This is a genomic window from Quyinboa ferrireducens (assembly GCF_042436675.1).
Lineage (GTDB): Bacteria > Bacteroidota > Bacteroidia > Bacteroidales > UBA5342 > JBHJHP01.
Genome location: NZ_JBHMVA010000008.1, coordinates 152,023 through 169,784, shown reverse-complemented (window position 1 = coordinate 169,784; position 17,762 = coordinate 152,023). Strand labels below are relative to the sequence as shown.

14 protein-coding genes are annotated in these 17,762 nt (G+C 35.9%); 8 read left to right on the top strand and 6 right to left on the bottom strand.

What is annotated here, in order from left to right; genetic code table 11:
* The first annotated feature begins 115 nt into the window (after positions 1-115).
* The 7 genes from ACE01N_RS12755 to ACE01N_RS12725 all read left to right on the top strand — a co-directional run bounded on the left by ACE01N_RS12755 (position 116) and on the right by ACE01N_RS12725 (position 8,024).
* On the top strand, positions 116-811 hold the full coding sequence (locus ACE01N_RS12755; protein WP_380589464.1) for a hypothetical protein: 696 nt from the start codon (positions 116-118) through the stop codon (positions 809-811).
* 179 nt (positions 812-990) lie between these two features.
* Entirely contained in the window at positions 991-1,659 is a 669-nt protein-coding gene (locus ACE01N_RS12750) for a hypothetical protein (RefSeq protein ID WP_380589461.1), read from the top strand.
* A gap of 254 nt (positions 1,660-1,913) precedes the next feature.
* Positions 1,914-3,362 (top strand): serine hydrolase domain-containing protein, encoded by a 1,449-nt coding sequence (locus tag ACE01N_RS12745; protein ID WP_380589458.1) that lies wholly within the window; start codon positions 1,914-1,916, stop codon positions 3,360-3,362.
* A 228-nt stretch (positions 3,363-3,590) separates the two neighbouring features.
* Complete coding sequence (locus ACE01N_RS12740; protein ID WP_380589455.1) at positions 3,591-5,144, top strand: S41 family peptidase; 1,554 nt, start codon at positions 3,591-3,593, stop codon at positions 5,142-5,144.
* Between the two features lie 39 nt (positions 5,145-5,183).
* The gene (locus ACE01N_RS12735; protein WP_380589452.1) at positions 5,184-6,293 is read left to right on the top strand and encodes a PrsW family intramembrane metalloprotease; all 1,110 of its coding nucleotides are present in this window, start codon (positions 5,184-5,186) and stop codon (positions 6,291-6,293) included.
* A gap of 75 nt (positions 6,294-6,368) precedes the next feature.
* Positions 6,369-7,097, top strand: a complete 729-nt coding sequence (locus ACE01N_RS12730) for a hypothetical protein (RefSeq protein WP_380589449.1) — start codon at positions 6,369-6,371, stop codon at positions 7,095-7,097.
* A 33-nt stretch (positions 7,098-7,130) separates the two neighbouring features.
* Entirely contained in the window at positions 7,131-8,024 is an 894-nt protein-coding gene (locus ACE01N_RS12725; RefSeq protein ID WP_380589446.1) for a glycosyltransferase family 2 protein, read from the top strand.
* Here the strand turns inward: ACE01N_RS12725 and ACE01N_RS12720 are convergent.
* Positions 8,010-10,208 (bottom strand): CotH kinase family protein, encoded by a 2,199-nt coding sequence (locus tag ACE01N_RS12720; RefSeq protein ID WP_380589444.1) that lies wholly within the window; start codon positions 10,206-10,208, stop codon positions 8,010-8,012. The two genes, ACE01N_RS12725 and ACE01N_RS12720, sit on opposite strands and share 15 nt — an antisense overlap.
* A gap of 218 nt (positions 10,209-10,426) precedes the next feature.
* On the opposite strand from ACE01N_RS12720, the gene ACE01N_RS12715 reads away from it, so the two are divergent.
* A complete protein-coding gene (locus tag ACE01N_RS12715; protein WP_380589441.1) occupies positions 10,427-12,943 on the top strand; it encodes a pectinesterase in 2,517 nt (838 codons plus the stop codon).
* A gap of 62 nt (positions 12,944-13,005) precedes the next feature.
* On the opposite strand, the gene ACE01N_RS12710 is transcribed toward ACE01N_RS12715, so the two are convergent.
* From ACE01N_RS12710 to ACE01N_RS12690, 5 genes are all read right to left on the bottom strand, one after another.
* Positions 13,006-13,188, bottom strand: coding sequence for a hypothetical protein (locus ACE01N_RS12710; protein ID WP_380589438.1), 183 nt, complete (start codon positions 13,186-13,188; stop codon positions 13,006-13,008).
* Between the two features lie 283 nt (positions 13,189-13,471).
* On the bottom strand, positions 13,472-14,725 hold the full coding sequence (locus ACE01N_RS12705; protein ID WP_380589435.1) for a M14 family metallopeptidase: 1,254 nt from the start codon (positions 14,723-14,725) through the stop codon (positions 13,472-13,474).
* Between the two features lie 36 nt (positions 14,726-14,761).
* The gene (locus ACE01N_RS12700) at positions 14,762-16,384 is read right to left on the bottom strand and encodes a T9SS type A sorting domain-containing protein (protein ID WP_380589432.1); all 1,623 of its coding nucleotides are present in this window, start codon (positions 16,382-16,384) and stop codon (positions 14,762-14,764) included.
* Between the two features lie 72 nt (positions 16,385-16,456).
* Complete coding sequence (locus ACE01N_RS12695) at positions 16,457-17,092, bottom strand: CatA-like O-acetyltransferase (RefSeq protein ID WP_380589429.1); 636 nt, start codon at positions 17,090-17,092, stop codon at positions 16,457-16,459.
* On the bottom strand, positions 17,089-17,718 hold the full coding sequence (locus tag ACE01N_RS12690; protein ID WP_380589426.1) for a class I SAM-dependent methyltransferase: 630 nt from the start codon (positions 17,716-17,718) through the stop codon (positions 17,089-17,091). Before ACE01N_RS12690 ends, ACE01N_RS12695 begins: the two co-directional genes overlap by 4 nt.
* Positions 17,719-17,762 lie beyond the last annotated feature (44 nt).

Genomic DNA, 17,762 nt, shown 5'->3' with positions numbered 1-17,762 from the left:
AATGGTCATAACATTCAATAAAAATAAAGCAGATAAGAAATGGGCTTTATCGCCTTGAATGATGCATAAAACTGCATAATAATCTGTATATATACTAGTTGTGGTTAATGTTGAAATGAAATCAAGTATCCCAATATTATCTGTCTTTTTGATTGTTGCAAATAATTTATTTGCCCAGAATGATAGCATTGTTATTAAGTATTTAGAAAAAATCATTCCATATGATTCCTTACAAGCAATTGATGACCTAAATAATGATTCAATATTTATTCTGGATTTGTGTGGATTTGATGTTTTTTATGAATCATTAAACATAAACGAAGAAAGGGAATATGTGGAAAATCGTTTCGGATTTAAATTTAAGCATGATTATTTTGAAGTTCCAACAGAATTTGTTCTAAAAAAACAAGATGAATACAATAGACAAGTATATAAGTATCTTGACTCTGTTTTGCAAATTGATTCTGAGGAAGAAATAAATACTGAACTTATAAGACTTGGTTTAGAAAGGTTTATTATTGCAAATCAAACAGATGAAAGCATAAAAAGATATATTAAGAAAGAATTTAGAAAAGAGAATAAAATATTTAAAAACAAACTGATAGAAGCAGATAAAATCTATCGAGACAGAAAATTTGAAATTGCATTAAAAAAATATCAAGAACTTAAAAATCAAGCACAGACAGAGAAAGGACTTTTATACATACAGACTTCAGAATATCATTGTTTAATGAACCTTGAGAAATTTAATGAAGCGCAATTATTAACAAAATATGAAATAAATAGAAAAACGAAAAGAATAAAACACTAACCACAACACGCGGTCATAGTGCATGGCAGTACTTTTAAACCAAAAATATCAACGTTCGCTGCAAGCGCCTTTCGTCCTGACAGTTCCTATCCTACCTTGCTCCGCCGAAGCTTCGCAAGGCGAGGCGGACAGAAACTGCCACGACACCATACCGCGGGAACGTTAGCAACCATTAAAGAATGACATACTACACACTTCATATTGATGATTCAGGAGCAATTGAAGATGCGGACGAAAAAGTCGTAAATGGTAAAACATCTTTAATTTGTAAGTTGTACGATGACGATGAATTCAATAATTTAAATGACATCCTGCATTCTTTGCATGATTATATTTTGAATGAAAAAGCATTAAACATTCTAAAAGGTAGTAGTATACTTCCTTTTGAATTAAGACCTGCCAAAGTATTACGGAAGGAAAAGATGTTTGGGTTTCTGAAAAAATATAAATCTTATGATTACTATCAATTAAGCTTTCCCGATGATAAAACAACAGAGTGTTATAGCTGGATTGACTTTAATAAAAGTGATATTGTGGCAATTAATAAGTTGGGAAAGAGGATTAAGATTCAATCTCATCAGCACAAGCTTGACTTGATAGAAGAAAACAAGTCTGACTCTAACAAGAGCTATTCATTTGAATCAAAAAAGATAGTCTTTAAAAATAACTTTAATGCAGATATAGATTTATTTAAGATTCCTCATTATTCCTGGGGAGTTTATATCTCAGAACGATTAAAAAATAAATTAGAATTAGCTAAAATTACTGATATAGGGTTTGCAGAAAGTACAGATAAACTGGGCAAAGTGTGGAAACCTCATTTCCCAATAATTGAATTCGATTCATAACGTTTGGTAACAAAGAACCAAGGTAAAAACCACATAAATCTGTAGCAAAAGATTGAGTTGAAACCTGATTTAAAAAACTGAGCTTCGGATTTGATAAAACATAGGATCCTGAATAAAAAAACTTAAAAACATACGAATATTAAGGCATATCCCCGGAATATTGTTAACAAAATTTAAAACGATATGTTAAATATATTTAATAGGCATTATACTACAACGTTATGGGTAATTTAAACAAAACCATATAAAGGACCATGAAAAGATATATTTCAATAATTGTAGCAATTATAACACTTAGTGTTTCCTGCAAAAACAAAACCAACTCAAATGACAGAGCTAATTCTTTAAAAATCAGACTTGAATCCTATATGGACGAGTGTAATGAAAATGGACTTTCTGCAAGTGTTTTAGTCGCTAAAGACGGAGAAATACTTTACTCTGGTGGTGTTGGATTAAGAAACAAAAACGAAAATCTTCCTGTAACTAAAGAAACCATTTTTACAATAGGTTCATTGACAAAGCAGTTTACAGCAACTGCTATTCTAAAATTACAGGAAAAAGGCAAATTATCGGTAAACGATTCTATTTACAATTTTTTTGAAAACATTCCTAAAGACAAACAAAACATTACTATTCATCAATTGCTTACCCATACTTCAGGAATAGTGGGAAATCTTGGTTACGGAGTGGATTTCGTTCCCATCTCAAAAGAGAAGTTTTTAAGCGAAGTTTATAATTCACCATTGGATTTTGAACCAGGAACACAGTTTAGTTATTCCAACGTGGGTTACAGTATTCTAGCTATGATAATTGAAAAAGTTGCGCAAACAGATTATGAGACCTATTTGCAGGAACATCTTTTTCAAAAAGCAGGGATGAAACATACAGGTTATCTTTTCCCCAAATGGGATACAACTCAAATTGCCCACGGTTATAAATGCGGGGAAGATTGGGGAACTCACCTTATGAAGTGGCAGGCAGACTCAAATCAAATCTCGTGGCATTTAAAAGGTAATGGAGGCATACTTTCTAATCCTTCCGATTTATATAAATGGTATAAGGCATTAAAAGAAAACAAAATAATTTCTAAAAAATCATTTGAACAACTCACTTTTCCCTATGTAAAAGAAAATGAATCAGGAAATTCACACTATGCTTACGGATGGACCATAATGAATAGTGACAGGAATACAAAAATTATAGCACACAACGGCTCAAATGGTGTATTTTATGCCGATTTCATACAACTACCTGTAGAAAATACTGTAATCATATATATGACCAACGAATTAAGATACGACACTCAAATAGTTGCGTGGGAAATAGAGCAATTACTATTTAAGGAAAACTATACTCCCATTGTACCTAAAATGAAAAGTATAAAACATGGCAGTACCGATATTACAAATAAACAACTTGAAATCATACATCAGTTTGTAAAACTAATTTTGAACGATGACAAGAACATAGATGATTTCATCAACAAACATGTCGCCAGTAAAGAAAGAGAACGAAGATTCAAAATGTGGATGAAGGACATGCAGAAAGAGTTTTTGGGATATCGGCTGAACCATATTTTAGAATATGGGGATATGAGCTACGATATTGTTTTGGAATCGAAAGATGGAAAAGTTGTTGATTTAACCCCATGTTTTGACCTGCAGTTCAATGAAAGTAATCAAATTGTCGCTTTCGGATGGTAATCAAAGACAGCCTATAACAATGTATAAAATGAAATGCATTTAAACGGTATTTAATCGTCATTATATTACAAGGTTGTGCTTCAGACCGATTGTTGAATTAACTAAATTTTAGTCGTATATTCATTCTAAAGTTTCGTTATTTGTAAATTAGATAGTTTGTAATCTATTTATTTTAACGAAGTAAATGGAAAAACGAAACTAACCTTTCAATAGCTTAAATTTTATAAAATGAAGTGGAAAATCCGGATTACCTCAATCATTCTTGGACTCCTCGTTATCTATATGATAGCAAGTGGATTGTTTACACTCACAGATATAATTTCTCTATACCTCTTCGTGTTGATTCCTACAATAATCGTTATAAGCATCGAATATTTCATCAGAAGGAAAATACGATTTAAGGATTTCTTAAAAGGTAAAGTGTTTGGGCATCTATTCACAATTTTATTTTGCTTTGGCTTTCTGGTCTATTATATGCAGGATAAGCCAACTTCAAGAAAAACTGCCATCAATGACTTGAATTATATGATTGAATCATTGGAAAATATTCATCCGGATATTTACCATGTGATACCCAAAGATTCCTTCTTAATTGAATATAACAACGAAATAAATAATTTACCGGAAAAGGTTTCTGAGCTGGAATTTTTTAAAGTTTGTGCACGCTTAACCTCACATTTCAGGACAGGTCATACCAGACCCATGGAAAATCTCTTAGCGTCAAAATCTATGTTTCGAAGAACTTTCCCTTATAAAACAAAAATTATTGATGGCAGACTTTTTGTGACGACTAATTTATCGTTATTGAGCTCTGTTCCGCTTGGTTCAGAAATTATTGAGATAAATAATAAAGGCATAAAACAGGTAATTGATGAATGGAGTAAGCTGGTAAGCTATGAAAACGAAGCCTTTAGAAATTATCTGATAACCAAACCTGTCAACATCAGTATTTGGAATGATTTCAAGCCTTTTAAAATTAAATACGTTGAATATAGCAGTAAAGAAATTATTGAAAAAACAGTGAACGGAAGTGTTGCCTCAAATATGTTTCATTTTTTTAAGTCAAAATTTCAGAAACCTCAAAAATTATTTTACAGGGAATTGACCCCTGAAACAGGATATATTGGCTTTTTTAGCTGTATGGATTTAAAGAACTATGAAAGCTTCTACAAAACTACGTTCAGCAAATTAAAAAATAAGGGGATTGAACATTTAATCATCGATATACGGGATAATGGCGGAGGATATACTATCATAACAGCATGGCTTGAACAATATATTTTCAATCAACCTCATAATGATATTGATTCTGCAATTGTAAAAGTAAGTAATGAACTTATTGCTACAGGAAAGGTAAAAAAGAAGCTACCGTATATTAAAGATGCTAAGGCAGGGGAATCTTACACACGAATTCCGGGATTGCGCCAGTTAAAAGAACTTCCTTTACGATACAAAGGGAAAACATATTTATTAACCAATAACGGAACCTTTTCGGCTGCACAGGGGTTTGCTTCAGCATATAAGTGTTACGGACAAGGCACCATAATAGGAGAAGAAACAGGTGGCGCAACCGTGAACTTTGGAGATGTGCACATATTCAGACTTCCGGATACAGGGTTAAAAATTATGACCTCATGGGAACAGGCATTTGGTGCTTGCGGTACAGATAATCAACGGGGCGTAATACCTGATTTTATAGTAAGGAACTCAATAGAAGATTATATAAATCATAAAGACAGAGTATTAGAGTTTACCCTGAAATTAATAAATGATAAAAAATAAATATCTTGAGCCCTCTAACCAGGTTTAACATTATCTGTAATGAATCTTCAGTCCATCACCATTATTTTGCTGGCAATACTTATTGGAGTTGCCTACCTGCTCAGAGTCAGAAACTATGATATGTATGAAAAAGAGCCTTTCTTTAAACTTCTTCTGGTTATGGCAATGGGAGGAATTATCGCCATAATTACGTCAACGGTCTTCTACAGCTTTACGCCTGTAAAATATAACTTTCTGGATGCGATTATAAAAGTTGGGATCATCGAGGAATTATCAAAGTTTATCGCACTCCTTATCGTGTATTCATTTATAAAAAAAGATTTTAACGAAATCGTGGACGGACTCATATACATCACGGCAATATCTCTGGGGTTTGCGGTCATTGAAAATATCTTTTATGCATTTAATTATGAAAACCATTATCTTATTTTATTTCAAAGATCCATATCAGCAGTCATTGGTCACATTACGTTTTCGGGGTACATGGGTATTGCTTTTTATATTCATAAACGGATCCGAAAAAATTATTCCGGCATTTTAATTTCCATTCTTATTGCAGCCATAGCTCACGGTTTTTATGATGGTGTATTATTTCACAAAGAATTGAACTTCCTTTTTATATTTATTTTCATCCTACTGATCATTCTGCAGTTCAGGGTGTTAAAAGCTGCACTTGGTTTCTCTGAATTCAGAGAGAAAATAGTCGCCGGTCTGTTTACCGAAACCGGTGAAACTCATGTGCAGTATTGTGCTGCGTGCCATAAGGATTTTAAAAATAAAACACTTAAATTTCACAGAATAGAAACTTCGGTTTGCAGTGAATGTGGGGAATATACATTTAACGAAAAAAATGTTAAGCATTTGTTTGCATATTCAAGACCAATTCTCAGGATTAAAAGCTTTATGAGAAGACTCAGAAAAAAGGATATCATAGTTTACCTGGATGATAAAAAGACAATTTCCTATGACACCCGGAGAAAAATATTAAGCTCTGAAATAGATTCATTGGGGGAATGGCTGGAACAAACAAATACCACTGACAGAGAAAACCTGCTGAATAAACCTGTCATAGGTTTGATACTTAAAAGTATTGGACTAAGAACCACGGAGTTAAAACCCGATACAACTTTTAAACCAACAATTACCTAAGATTGAACTTTAAAGGTTTATTTGAGTTTTAGATTCATAAACTTGCATATTAGAAAAATCAAAACTCAATTTACCATGAATAAACAATCCAGGGCTCTAAGGATAAAACACAGGACTTTCGTTATCCTATTGGTTTCCTTAAATCTGATACTTTACACCAATATTCTGAGTGCCCAAAAAACAAGCTTTTCAATAGGAACAGATTTTCCATACCAGCATTATGCAGGATTCAACTATCAGATTCAGAACTTTGAATTTTCTTTAAAGACAGGCATCCTTGTTCCCCCGTATTCCGATATCATCATTAATGAACTGGACAACATTGGAATAAAAGGAATTTATATCGATATCCTTAATTCTGCATACGATTTTGGGTGGATGAACACGATTGGTGTTCATTATAATTTCGGCAGGGAAAAAAACTGGTATGCCGGACCGGAATTCAGATATGATAAACTCACCGCATCCGACACCCCTGCAAATTTGATTGAATCCGTTACTGGCCTAAAATTCAATTCTTTCATTCCTTTTACTTTTACAGAAACAAACGCAAAGCTGGGGATGAACATGTATGGCATGGGATTACGGACTGGCAGGAAACTGTTTTTTGGGGAGGCCAACAACCATTGCATCAAAATAGAGTTATCTGCGTATAAATATATTTCTACCCAATCGGTACTGACCATAAATGAAAAAACGGCTGATAAAATAAATGCACGGTTAAATACACTTTTATGGGATGAAGTTTTTAAATCGTATGGTTACGTTGGCGGATTGGGAATTTCATATACCTATACATTTTAAATTAATCGTTAAATTGCAGGCTTAATTTGACATATGCTTTCAATCTGCATTCCCATATTTAATTATAATGTATGTGATCTGGTAAATGCACTTTCGGATCAGATCAATCAACTCTCCGCTCCGGCAGAAATTGTTCTGATTGATGACTGTTCATCTGAAGTGTTCAGAAAGGAAAACGAGAAATGTTGCAATACACATAATTACATTAAACTGAAGAAAAATATTGGAAGATCGGCCATACGAAATCTGTTTTTGAAATATACCAGATACAATTACCTGCTGTTTCTGGATTGCGATTCACTAATAATATCAGATAACTTCCTGAAAAACTACATCATAGAAATTGAAAGTTCCAAACCTGAAATCATTTGCGGTGGCCGTGTTTACGACAGTAAAAAGCCGGATCGATCCAGATTACTGCGCTGGAAATACGGAATTAAAAAAGAGAGTAAACCTGCCCTGATACGCTCGAAAAAACCCAACGCATCATTTATGACCAATAATTTTGTGATTAATCGGGAACTTTTTGAGACTCTGCAATTTGATGAACGACTTCTGGAATATGGTCATGAAGACACACTGTTCGGTTTTGAGCTTAAAAAACGAGGCATTGAAATTCTTCACATTGAGAATGCCATATTAAATGGAGATCTGGAAAATAACATGGAATACCTCGATAAAACAGAAAAAGCTGTCTGTAATTTGAAATACGTGTTGGAATTTACAAATTCAAATCCTGGGCTTATTGAAGATATTACTCTTTTAAGAATCTTTTTCAGTCTCAAAAACTACAAACCATTGATTTCTATACTGTTTACTTTAATGAAACCCGTAATTTACTACTCTCTGTCACATGGTTATGTCAGTATTCCATTATTCGATTTTTATAAACTTGGGCTATTAAACAGGACTTTATCTTCTGATTAATTTTCCTGTTTTAAACATCTGGTCTCCTACCCTGATGGAATAAAAGAAAATATTACCGTTTGACCCAAGATCTTCAGGAGAAAATTCAAATGTGTTCTTACCTGTACTGCATAATCTGCTTTGCTCTGAAATTACCTGACCAAGCACATTCCTAATGACAACAACAACATCATTGCCTGACTGTAAGTCAAATGAAATAGTAAATCTGTCATTAAAAGGATTCGGATAAACCGCCACACTATTTTCAGGTACATACTGTTCTTCAATACCATTTGGGAATGCTTCTTCAATAGCACCAATCTGCGCATCCAGCCAGTCAATGCGCTGACTGATCCACGATTTAAGATGACTTATTTCATTTGCATAGGTTCCTCCAACATAAGGATTTGGCCATTCGTAAGTGCTCAGGATGTTGAATTTATCGAAGTTTCTCTCCTGGGCATCGCGTAACACAAAGGCGCATGAATCAACAAAATTATTCAACGAGTCTTTACTTAACACACCTTCCCTCAGTTTTTCCCATCTGAATTTCAGCACGGTTTCAAAAAACGGATCCTCCCTGAACCGATCCCACCAGAAGGGAATCTCATTCCCAAAATCACCCGAACCTATACCGTTCGGTTTATCATCTTTCATCCAGCCGGTAGTAATATCACCTCCTAAGAAGTTCGCGTTCCCAAAACAGAGATTGTAGTCCCAGAATGGAGACAAGGTCAGTTTACCTCCCTTGCTGTCTTTATCTTTATGGAAATAGACGCTTACGCGATATCCGTCAATATCCTTACTAAGCTCTGTAATAATAAAATAATCGATAAACGACACAACATCTATATAATGGCGATAACCAATTTCGGGATCTTTAAAGTCATCGCTTTTCAGAGCATCCTCAAAACTAAAAATATAGTTTTTGATGTAATTCCGCTGTGTATCGTTTAGTTCGTCATATTTGGGATCAACATAGGAAAAAGTGACCGGATACGTTCCGGTTCTGCCTATATAAGGAGAATCAAAACTGCCAACCTGTTCCCTGTCAATACTCATGATATAACCCCCTGTCAGCTGATCGCCTGTAATATCTTCCGGTTTCAGAGTTGCGATATTCACCCTGTTTTTATCAATTTTTATCTTTTCCTCAAATACATATACACCACGATACTCCCCGTTGATCATTACCTCCACAAACCGTGTATGAGGATTCCATTTCCCCATTCTGTTTCCGATATGATAAGCCAGCACATTACGCATTAATGTTTTATCTGAATAAGGACCATGAAGAACCCAGTCATTTTCTTTTGGCATCCCGAGCAATTCCACATTATTATTTGAGCCATCTTCAAGACGGGTTTCAACGGTATAACTCTTTTTGGGGAACATCTGAGCCGTATTTCCCCGAATTTCAATCCCAACCCAGCCATTGTATTCATACACCGTATCGTTAAAACTATTCACTCCTTTAGGACTGTTAAATACCTGCATTTTTGCCATGATTTTAGGTTCATCCGGTATGGCCTGCCCCTGTGTATCGAATTTTATAAGCGGCAGATTGCTGAGCTCCTGTTCTGCGGGCAACTCAAACCAATCAGGAACCGGGTGAAATAAAATATCCTCACCATTAATCTCAGCATTCAGGAACACCCTGGCCGATAAGTCCGAGGATGTTGTACTCCAGTTTAAAATATGAACTGCAAGAATATTATCACCATCCAGCAAAATATCAGGATTCAGCATAACTCTTTCCGGCATTCCACCTGAATACAGCATTGCTTCGTGATCGGTTGTCAGGCTTGCGGTAAGCCCAGGTGTTCCAGCCGGCAAATTTGAAGAGCGTGCAATTTCCACCCCATTCAGATAGGCCACATACGCATCATCATAATCAATATCAAGGTATAGTGTAAATAATACCGCCGAAGATGGCATTGTGAATTTTTTCCTGAGATATAGCGATGAACCGGTTTCCACAATGGTATTATCATCATTATCACCAAATCCGAAACCGCCTTGCCCGCTGCTCCACGAAGAATCATCAAAGTCAGACTGTATCCAGTCGGCAGATGGCTCTGTTTGTGGTACCAGGTATTTAAATTCATCCGACTCTGTCACAATACTTTCCCAGTGTGTTTGAGCTGATATTTTAACAATGGCAGAAAATAGAATTACAGTGAATATCAATACATATTTTTTCATCACCAACCTTATTGAGATTTTTTCCAATGTGCGTGCAGGAAAGAGGATTCACTACCAAACACAATTACCTTATAACCGACAAATATAACACCTTACAACCTGAAATTAAAGTTATTATATAGTTTTGTTTCCCATTAAGTGTAAATTCAACAATACTAAAATCTGTATTATGCAGATTTTAAATTAAATTTACAAAGCTAATATTCAAGTGATTCGTTATGAAAAAATCCTTTTTTCTTCTCGCCTTATTTGTGTTATCCTTAACAGTAAACGCTCAGAACAATTCCTATTATCCGCTGGATATAAATGATCCGGTACAATTTTTCGCCACTTATATCATCTATGGTAACAATACAATACAACTAGGCCCCAAAGCCTTTTTTATTGACGGACGATTGACCAGTGAAGAAATTGCGGACAATCCGTTTGTGTTCAATACCATTAATGAAGCAGCCAAACATCTGACTGACGGAACCGAAGATGAACCTATGGTTCTTTATATTGCGCCCTGGGTATACTGGATAGACAATCCTGATGATCCTGAAGTGCGTGATCCGGGCGACGGATCGGTGCCTTACGGCCTGGTTATAAAATGTGATTGGCTAAGGTTTTACGGGCTGAACCAAAATCCTGAAAATGTAGTTCTGGCGTGTAATCGTGGTCAAACATTAGGTGCTAAAGGTAATTTTACCATGTTCCGTTTTTGGGGAAATGGCACTTCATCTGAAAACATCACCTTTGGTAATTACTGTAACGTGGATCTGAAATATCCTCTAAATCCTGAGCTGAACCGAAAAAAAAGGTCCGATGCCATTGTTCAGGCTCAGCTGATCCATTGCAATGGCGACAAAATAATTGCCCGCAATACGCACTTTATCAGTCGTTTGAACCTGTGTAATTTTGTGGGAGCCAAACGCATATTGTTCGAGAACTGCCACATGGAATGTACCGACGACGCATTGTGCGGGACAGGTGTATATAAAGATTGTACGTTTGACTTTTACAGTTCCAAACCCTTCTACCACACTTCCGGTACCGGTGCTGTTTTTCTGAATTGCGACATCCGTTCATATACGCGGGGGACACAATATTTTACAAAAGCTAACGGTCAGGTTGCCGTTATAGACACACGCTTTCATGCCGACGCATTAAATTATATCGGCTGGCGTGATTTTCCGCCACCTTTCATGAAAAATTACCAGAGTAATGTAACATTGAACGGGAAGCAAATTACCATCAGTAAAAATGATCCGCAAAACACCATAGATATTACAGGTTCACCAGAGTTAAATGCGTATAAATTTAACTACAAGGGTAAAGTTATCTATAACACGTTTAACCTGCTTAAGGGCAATGATGACTGGGACCCGGAAGGCATTAAAGAAACTGTTTTAAAGGCTGAAAAAGAAAACAAAATCAGTCTTACCAAAATTCCGGTTCAGTTAAAGATTAAAGCTTCCGAAAATACCATTGAAACAGGTAAAGATGCCTCGGTTCTAAAGGTTGACCTGATCCGGTTCGGAAATTATGAAGCAGCAGCAGAATCGGTTAACTGGAATATCTCTGAACGGGATAAAGCATTCATTAAAACGGAAATATCCAAAAACGGAAACGTTTGTGAGGTGATTCCGGCAAATACGAGTGACAGTGTTCAAAAGGTTTTACTGACAGCCTCCAACATATCCGGGCTTGAAGGTGCCATTAGTTTAAGCATTAAACCTGCAAAACTGAATCCACCTGCGTTTGTTTCTCTCCCAAAGATTGAGAAGAATATTGATGGGACTTTGTCTGTAAACTACCGACTTGAAAAAATGAAATACGAAGACGAGTCCCTGGTGAGTTGGTTCCGATGTAGTGATGCCAATTGTGAAAATCCAATTGAGACCGCTGTTTCCAGGCAAAACAAACCCTTGCTCCACTACGAATTATCGGCAGGAGATATCGGATATTATATCATGGTAAAAGTGGCACCAAAACATTTACGCAGTGATGCCGGTCCGCTTAAATCATACATTCTTCAAAAACCAATCCGCAAAAAAGATGTTAATGCAGATCCGCTCACATTGCAAACAGATTTTATGAATGTTTGTGTAAAAAATCAGCCCGAAGTGATTCCCGGCTTCTGGCGCTTTGCTCCTTTCGACACTTCTGCCATAAAAGATTTCAACCGGGATGCCTGGTATGTTGGCGAAGGCAGCGGAGGTTCTGAAGGCATGACCGGATTACTGCAAACCGGCAGATATGCGTCCATGAGTTATACACCGGTTGGCCCGACATTTGGTGATATGCGCGCTGAACTTACCATAACGCCATTCAAAACAGCCGGACAAGGCTTCAGTGTGGCACCGCTTTACATGGATGTTCTGATCAGTTACAACCCAGTAACAAAAACAGGCTATGGCATCAGGTTCATCCGAAAAACGAAATTTGCCAATACAGTAGAGGCTTACCTGGTTGAGTATAATAATGGTTATGTAAACCAACTGACGGAAGCTGTTTCTACAAGTTGTTTCAGGCCTCAGTGCCGGATCACAATTGAACTTACAGGAGATAAATTAACGGCTCATGCATTCTGCCTGAATGACTATTACAAAGCCGCTTATCCACCGAAAGTAAAAGATCATGTGGATCTTGAAGCAATTGTTTTGCCTAACCGGGAAGGAAGTTTTGGGATCGAGTATAACGGTGGCGCTACAACCATGATTAATGAGCTCGTCATAAAATGGGATAAATAGCTCGTCACTCAAAAGCTAGCTAAAATATAATTCTCTTCCGAAAGACTGCCCGGTTGATTATTCTATTTTACACTATAATTAAGTTTCAGGGCCTTAGCCTTTCTTAACTGGTATTTTATGTCAGAGATGACTCCTGTTTTTACATTTTTTTCAACCGTCAGATTTACAACCACTTTTCTTCTCTGTTCATCTGAATATGTTGAAAATAATCTGGAAACATACGGCCCAATGCTGTCAATTTCCACGACCGTTCCATTGAGTGAAACAGTATTGTTTTCTGTGACTTCAATCTAAATTGGCTTCACTTGATTTTTCGGTTTAACTTCCTTCATATTACAGGAAACCAGTAGAGTAAAAAATGACAGAATAAAAATTTTATAGGTTTTCATAGCACTAAAATATTAAATGTGAAACAATGTTATTAGGGTTAAAAGAAAAACTCAATTTAATTTTTTATATGACATCCCTTACGGGACTTTAATTTCCAGGTTCTTAGTTTATTTTACCAATATAAAATTGTTTTTAATATTAATCCAGTTCGAAATTTTTAAAATTCTCCATCATCATACCCATATTAGTGTATGAATCTGACATTACTTTCGACCTCCATGCAGGCGATGAGGGGAAATACATCTCATCAAAGAGGTGGTTTACAGCGGCTTCATTTTTTTTGTTTTTATAGCCATAGTGCGCACCCTCGTTCTCCAGAATCATAATCTGAATTGATTTTAATGATCCAAAGGTTTCCTGGCTATTCAGGGTTCCATACTCAAAACACATGGGAATACAGAGTACATCAGGAACCAGATTGTTAACCCAGGTAATATATTCACCATTGATCGTATAAAAATCGTCACTGCTGCCCCAGTCAATTTCCGAGCCTTTAAATATGGTTTCTATCCCTTTCTCCACTGACTCATCATCCGGTTTATCGATAAACAGGTGCATTTTACCCCGTTCGCCGTATCCGGTATGCAAATCCACATTAAGTACCATTTTATAATTTTGAATCCTTTGGGTTAAAAATGGTTTGAGTGATTTAACCTGTGGTTCGTAGTCTTTACCGCCATAGTAAATGCCTTTATTATAATCGTACTGTCCCTGAAGCGCTGCCTGACGCAAAACAGACATTGACTTCTGCAGTATCATGTAAATTGAAACAAGATGGAAAAAACGGTTATGCAGATTGTTGTAATTAACAGGTTCTGACGGCATCAAAAAATCAGTCATTTCCGAATAACCCTCGTTCTTTATATCAAACGGTTCTCCCTCAATTAAACAATTCCTGTTTAGATCGACATTATTTTCTGTAACCTTCCTGTGGTATTTAAACCCATAGGGATTCAGTCCGTGTAAAAACAGGACTCCCATATTATCTGTCAACTGCTGCTTCAGAACTTTATCGATAAACATACTTTGTATGGCACTTCCGGTATAACCTTCAATGCCATGCAATCCTGAATTAAGGATCAACAGTTTTTCCTTGTCTCCTTTTGCCGGAATATAACACCAGTCTATGGTTAAATCATCATCTGTGTTTCCCGGGACATACATCTTTCCTGTTTCCACACTGTCAAAATCAGTCTCGATATTTTCAACACTTCTCACAAAGGCATCCCTACATTCGTTATAGGTTTCATGATAATAGGACAAATAAGTGGAGTCAACCTGAACCAGAGGATCCTCTGCCCAAAAATTGCGGTAGCTGACATAAGAACCCCCAATAACAAGTACAATAATACCAAGAAGTGTGTAAAGACTTATTTTCAGAACTTTTTTCATGATCCTGTAAATTTGGTTAGACTTAAAAGCATGTTATTATTTCCAAATATAAAACTTCTTACTTAGCCAGCCATTGTGACTCTTACCAACCGATATGATATAAATCCCGGATTGAAAATCATTTAAATCCAGATTAAAGGTATTTGTTCCTGTAACAGGTTTCTTAACTGCTTGATATAGGTTTCGACCATAGATGTCAGTAATCATTAAATCAAGCGTTTCACTTTCATTCGCTTCATAACTTATCTTTAGTTGTCCTCTGTTATTATCGGAGTATATCTTCAGATTATCGTCAATCCTATTCATCATCATGCCTGTACTTCTGTCACTAAGTAAGGTATCGATAAAATGTGTTGAAAAATACAAATTGGAGTTCTTGTCGCATGATACAAACCCAACGCCCCTTTCGTAATTTGAATCATACATACTGTAAAACGAAACAGCGGACCTGATATCTCCACTTTTAGATACTTTCATCAGAAATGGCCCCTGATATAACGTATTTAAATCCCCAGAAAAGCTGGCATTTGCTCCGACATAACCGGATACATAAATGCTGTTTTTATGATCATAAGCAATGGAATATCCGAAATCCTCTCCCCGGTAACCACCTCCGTTGGAACCGGCACTTTTCGCCCATAAAACATCGCCTGCATCCGTTAGTTTTGCAACAAACAGGTCTGATAAGTCACTGGCAGCAAGCATCTTATGATCAAAATTCACAGTATCCGAAAAACCACCCGTTACATACAGACAATGATCATCATCCATGGTGATATCGTACCCCCAGTTTCCGTCATAATTATCACCAAATTGTTTTTCCCATATGATATTAAGGCCAGTATCAAGTTTTGCAACATAGATATCCGCCATTCTATCCGTGTTTTTAATTGAGCCGGATATATACAGGTCAGAACCATCATTTGTAATACCATAACCTGCATTATCATAAGCAGTAGGTGAACCGAAATAATACCCAATCGAGTCTTTTTTCATTAATTCCCCATTATCCAGATCAAACTTCGCAATAAATATTCTGGAAAAATTGTATTTCATGCTCAATGATGAATCCTGTAATCCTGTAACATAAATGTGCCTGTATCTTTCATTAATTGACATATCACCAGGCTCAATCCTGCCTTCATATTGCAATACACTTTTCAGCCATTTTATTTCACCTGTTTTGTCATATTTGGCTATAAAAACGTCCCAAAAGTGTTCACTGTGTAATTCTTCAGTACCGGCGTAGATACCCCTGGAAAATTTACCAAGGACATAGCAATTCTCATCTGAATCTGCTACGATACTGTTTATGACCATAGTTCCACCGGTCAAAGACCGGCACCACTGAAGATCTCCCTGCGAATCATACTTCGTAACAAACAATCCCATAGGCAGATTAATGTCATTAAACCATATATTAATAAAAATTCTACCTGCAACATAGACATTGGAATTAGGATCAACACAGTTTGCACTAACCAGGTTTACTGCACCATACCCGCCACCATAAGCGGTCCATATCTCCTGACTAAGAGAATCAGATTTAAAAGTCATCACACCATAGGTATACTGACACTTGCCTGCAACAGGAATAAGCAACAAACACAATGAAAAAATTGCGACTAAAATGTGAAATTCTTGTTTTAACAGCGCCATGATTAAGTAATGTGAGGGATAAATAATAGCATATCACGAGCCATTACACATCCAAAATTCTGTGTTTATTGTTTATTTTATTTCATCGATAAAAGTCTGTAATTTATCAATGTATTTTCCAACATGATACCCATCAATTAATGAATGATTCGCCTGTACGGAAAAAGGTAACAAAGTCCTTTTCCCTTGTTTATAATATTTTCCCCAGGATATTCTCGGAACCGAATCGTTTTTATTCAGTGATATGGTGTGAGAAATATGTGTAAAAGAAATCCATGGGATACAGGTAATATATATCAGATCATCTCTTCCCATTAACTTTTCCGGAACAAAATAATCCTTTTGGTTTTCGCTCGTTTGCCTCGCTATTTTTACAAAATCATGAATATCATCTGATAAATCAACGGTCACCATTTTGAATAAATCATTGCTTTCAGCATTGCTCATATCGGTAAACGAGGGATGTATTTTATCATGTAATACAACTTTGTCATCCCGAATCCTGTATTTAAAATTTTCAATCCGGTTTATTATTGTAGTGCTGGCATAAACCATTGAATAGTAAAATGACAGTCCGTTTTGTTTGGCAAATGATATAAAATTTGAGATATCAATATCCATACAAATATTAAATTGGGGATAATCCATTTTATGGAAAAACTCATAGTGACCTCTACGATTCCAGTTTTCTAAATCAATATATTTCATATTTTTTTACATTTCACTAAAATACATTTTAATGGAGGTTCATTCTCCATATGTTTTATTGGTTCATCAATTTCCGAGAATTCTACCAGTCCATACTTCCCGAATTCTCTTTTTACAGAAGTTGAATCATAAAAGAACACCCCTACTCCTTTCATTACTTCAAATCTATCTTTACTTAATTGTTTTCCTTTTCCATACATTGAAGCCTTTTTTGAAACAACCGTAAAAATCATATATCCGTTTGGCTTCAGTTGGAGAAAACAGTCCTTTAAAAACTTTCTTCTCTCGTTTTGATTTAAAAGATGGATCAAGGCGTAACAAAAAATCCCATCATATATGCTAGTATCAAAGGGCATATCTGTTACCGAACCTTCATGGATTTTTATATTGAACTTGTTCGTGCTCTTAGCCAAATCAATTGCGGTTTTCGATATTTCTATTCCGGTGATATTTATTCCGTTCTCACAGAATATCCTGGCATTTCTCCCATATCCAATTCCGGGAATCAGAATTTCCTTTGCATTTTTTTCCAGAAAGAAGTCCTTTGATATAATAGCGGAATCAGATGGTTCAAATCCCCATGTTGTTTTTTCCTTTTTAAACATTGATTCCCAAAAATCATTCATGTCATTTCTTTTTTTACCCGGTATCGGTTCATTTTCAACTAACT

What these genes read in the sequence shown, in the direction of transcription:
- ACE01N_RS12755 (WP_380589464.1), top strand. Translation starts at nt 116, where the DNA reads ATGAAATCAAGTATCCCAATATTATCTGTCTTTTTGATTGTTGCAAAT.
- ACE01N_RS12750 (WP_380589461.1), top strand. Translation starts at nt 991, where the DNA reads ATGACATACTACACACTTCATATTGATGATTCAGGAGCAATTGAAGAT.
- ACE01N_RS12745 (WP_380589458.1), top strand. Translation starts at nt 1,914, where the DNA reads ATGAAAAGATATATTTCAATAATTGTAGCAATTATAACACTTAGTGTT.
- ACE01N_RS12740 (WP_380589455.1), top strand. Translation starts at nt 3,591, where the DNA reads ATGAAGTGGAAAATCCGGATTACCTCAATCATTCTTGGACTCCTCGTT.
- ACE01N_RS12735 (WP_380589452.1), top strand. Translation starts at nt 5,184, where the DNA reads ATGAATCTTCAGTCCATCACCATTATTTTGCTGGCAATACTTATTGGA.
- ACE01N_RS12730 (WP_380589449.1), top strand. Translation starts at nt 6,369, where the DNA reads ATGAATAAACAATCCAGGGCTCTAAGGATAAAACACAGGACTTTCGTT.
- ACE01N_RS12725 (WP_380589446.1), top strand. Translation starts at nt 7,131, where the DNA reads ATGCTTTCAATCTGCATTCCCATATTTAATTATAATGTATGTGATCTG.
- ACE01N_RS12720 (WP_380589444.1), bottom strand. Translation starts at nt 10,208, where the DNA reads ATGAAAAAATATGTATTGATATTCACTGTAATTCTATTTTCTGCCATT.
- ACE01N_RS12715 (WP_380589441.1), top strand. Translation starts at nt 10,427, where the DNA reads ATGAAAAAATCCTTTTTTCTTCTCGCCTTATTTGTGTTATCCTTAACA.
- ACE01N_RS12705 (WP_380589435.1), bottom strand. Translation starts at nt 14,725, where the DNA reads ATGAAAAAAGTTCTGAAAATAAGTCTTTACACACTTCTTGGTATTATT.
- ACE01N_RS12700 (WP_380589432.1), bottom strand. Translation starts at nt 16,384, where the DNA reads ATGGCGCTGTTAAAACAAGAATTTCACATTTTAGTCGCAATTTTTTCA.
- ACE01N_RS12695 (WP_380589429.1), bottom strand. Translation starts at nt 17,092, where the DNA reads ATGAAATATATTGATTTAGAAAACTGGAATCGTAGAGGTCACTATGAG.
- ACE01N_RS12690 (WP_380589426.1), bottom strand. Translation starts at nt 17,718, where the DNA reads ATGAATGATTTTTGGGAATCAATGTTTAAAAAGGAAAAAACAACATGG.